We start from the raw sequence: 2917 nt of genomic DNA, 5'->3' as shown, positions 1-2917 counted from the left end.
GCTGCTCGCGCAACCCGTGCGACTACGCATCGACGCGCATTCCGCCGAGCGCGCATTCGTCGTGCCGGGCGTCGCTCCGGCCGCGGCGCGCGCCGCGCTCGCCCGCCCGGACCTCGAGCTGCGTTGGCTCGCGCCGACCTTTCCGTCGCTGGAGCAGCCACTCGCGGGCGGCGCGGTGCCGATCGCGAGCCTGTTGCGCGAAGCCGACGCGAACCTCGCGGAAGGGGCGACCCTGCATGTCGTCGTGCCGAGTACGCTCGCCGGCCTCGACGGCGAGCGCCCCCGCCTCGCACACGCCCTCGACTGGCGCGTCGTCGACGCTCGCCCTGCTGCGGCAGCCGCGGCCCACGCGCCGCCGATCCGGCTCGCGGTGCGCTATTCGGACGAGGACGCCGCCTCGTTGCGCTACCTGCGGGCGGCCGTCGCAGCATGGAACGCGCGCGAACCCGGTCGCTACGCGCTCGACGCCGCGCCCGCCGCACGCGGCGTTCCGACGGATGCGCCGTGGCTCGCCTGGCTCGCGTCGTCGCGGCCGTCCGATCTCGACGCATGGATCGAGCGTGGTGGCGTCGCGCTCCTCGCGCATGACGTGGCCGGCGGCGAACCGGTCTGGCGCGATGCGGACGGCCGCGTGCTCGCTCGTTCGCGCGTGCTCGGCGCGGGCCGCATCGTAGCGCTGCCGGACGCGTTGTCACCGTCGCGCGTGCCCGCGGTCCTCGACGCGCGTTTCGCCGATCGCCTGCTCGACGCGCTGCGCGGCGCGCAACGCCCGCTCGACCGTGCCGACGCCGCCACCTACATGCCGGCGCAGGCCGGGCCTGACGGGCCGATCGGACCGGCGCCGCCGGCCGGTCCGGCCGATCCGCTCGACGCATGGCTTGCCGCGCTCGCGGCACTGCTGTTCGCGTGCGAACGCGTGCTCGCGACGCACGAGCCGCGACGGGCGATCGCGTGAGCGTCGATCCACGCATCGCTCGACCGTGGCGCGCCGCGATCGTGCGGCGCGCGGCGATCGTGCTCGCGCTCTCGCTGCCGCCGTTGCTCGCGTCGGTGCTGGCATGGTTGCGCCTCGCCGGCACGCGACCCGCGCTCGCATTCGCCGCGTGCGCGTGCGCCGCGCTCGCCATCGTGCTGTGGCGCGCCGTGCGTGGCGTCGACGCTCACTGGCTCGCGCGCACGCTCGACGCGCGGGAGCCGGCGATGGACGACAGTGCCGCGCTGCTGTTCCGCGAGCCTTCCGCGTCCGCGCCGCTCGCGGCGCTCCAGCGCGCGCGCCTGCTGCAGCGACTCGACCGCGTCGCGCCCGACCTGCGTCCTGCCTGGCCGTGGCGCGCGCTCGGTGCGAGCACCGCGCTCGCAGCACTCGTGCTCGTCGGCGCGTTCCTCGCCTCGCCTTCGCGCCGCGACGAGGTCGCGCGGGCGGGCCCGGACGCAGCGGGTACGCGCACCGGCGCGACGCGCATGACGGGCGTGGAGCTCGCGATCTCGCCGCCGGCCTATACGCGCCTGGCCGAGCGCCACGAGGCGACGCTCGACGCGAGGGCGCCACAGGACTCGACCTTGGGCTGGCGACTGCGCTTCGCGCCGCAACCCGCGACGGCCTCGCTCGCGCTCCACGACGGCCGCCGTGTCGAGCTTCGACGCGACGGCGACGACTGGCGCGGCGAAACGGTGCTCGCCGCGTCGATGCTGTACCGCGTCGTGCTCGACGGCGCCGCGCCGCTCGCCGACGATCGCCTGCATCGCATCGACGCGATCGCCGATGCGGCGCCGGAGATCCGCGTGCTCTCGCCGGATCGCACCCTCACGCTCGCCGACGCGGCGCAGCCCACGTGGCCGCTCGCGTTCGAAGTGAGCGACGACTACGGCATCGCGCGCGCCGAACTCGTCGTCACCCACGCGCAGGGCAGCGGCGAGAACATCGCGTTCAAGGAGCAGGCGATCGAGCTGGCCGGAGAGGCCGCGGGAGCTTCCCTCACCCCACCGTCCGCTGCGCAGACCGTCCCCTCCTCTCCCGCGATGCGGGAGAGGGACGGTGGTGGGCCGCTCGTAGCGATGCGATACACCCATACGGTAGATCTGGCGGCGCTCGGTTTCTCGAAGGGCGACGACGTCATCGCGAAGATCGTCGTCACCGACGACCGCGCGCCGAAGCCGAACGTCTCGCGCGGACCCGGCCTGATCCTGCGCTGGCCCGTGGATCCCTCGAAGGACAGCGCCGGCCTCGACGGCGTCGTGCAGCGGACGATGCCGGCCTACTTCCGCAGCCAGCGCCAGATCATCATCGATACCGAGGCGCTGCTCGCCCAGCGCGCGCAGCTCGACGACGCGAAGTTCCTCGCGCGCTCGGATGCGATCGGTGTCGACCAGAAGCTGTTGCGACTGCGCTATGGCCAGTTCCTCGGCGAGGAATCGGAAAGCCATGCGGAACACGCGCCCGAAGGCGCGAGCGTCGGTGCCGACACGCAGGCGGGCGCGCTCGCAGCCGTCCACGAGGCGCAGGAGCACGCATCGCCGGGTGCGGAGGCGCGGTTCGGCGACGCGGGCGACATCGTCGCCGAATACGGCCACGTGCATGACATCGCCGAGGCTGCGACCCTGCTCGACCCCGACACGCGCGCGACGCTGAAGGCCGCGCTCGGCGAGATGTGGCAGGCGGAGCTGCACCTGCGCCAGGGCGCGCCCGCGCAGGCGTTGCCGTACGAGCAGCGCGCGCTCGACTACATCAAGCGCGTGCAGCAGGCGACGCGCATCTACCTCGCGCGCGTCGGCCTCGAGCTGCCCGTGCCCGACGAGGCGCGCCGGCTCAGCGGCGAGCGCAAGGACCTCGCCGACCGGAACGGCTCGCTGTCGCGCGCCGCAGTCGCGGATGCGGCGCTCGTCGCGCTGTGGCAGGACCTCGATCGCGGCGGCACGG

Annotated in this window: 2 protein-coding genes; both read left to right on the top strand. The window is 74.5% G+C overall.

Features of this window, described 5'->3' with window-relative positions:
• Positions 1 to 955, top strand: a 955-nt coding sequence (locus VI238_RS17040) for a hypothetical protein (RefSeq protein ID WP_331653525.1), incomplete at its 5' end; no start/stop codon positions are given.
• The coding region (locus VI238_RS17035; RefSeq protein ID WP_331653523.1) for a hypothetical protein at positions 952 to 2917 on the top strand (1966 nt) is incomplete at its 3' end. The genes VI238_RS17040 and VI238_RS17035, both read left to right, overlap by 4 nt.

Origin of the sequence: Dokdonella sp., from assembly GCF_036518555.1 — a bacterium.
GTDB lineage: Bacteria > Pseudomonadota > Gammaproteobacteria > Xanthomonadales > Rhodanobacteraceae > Dokdonella_A.
Note: the sequence above shows the minus strand (reverse complement) of the source record. Positions and strands in the feature narration are given on the sequence as shown.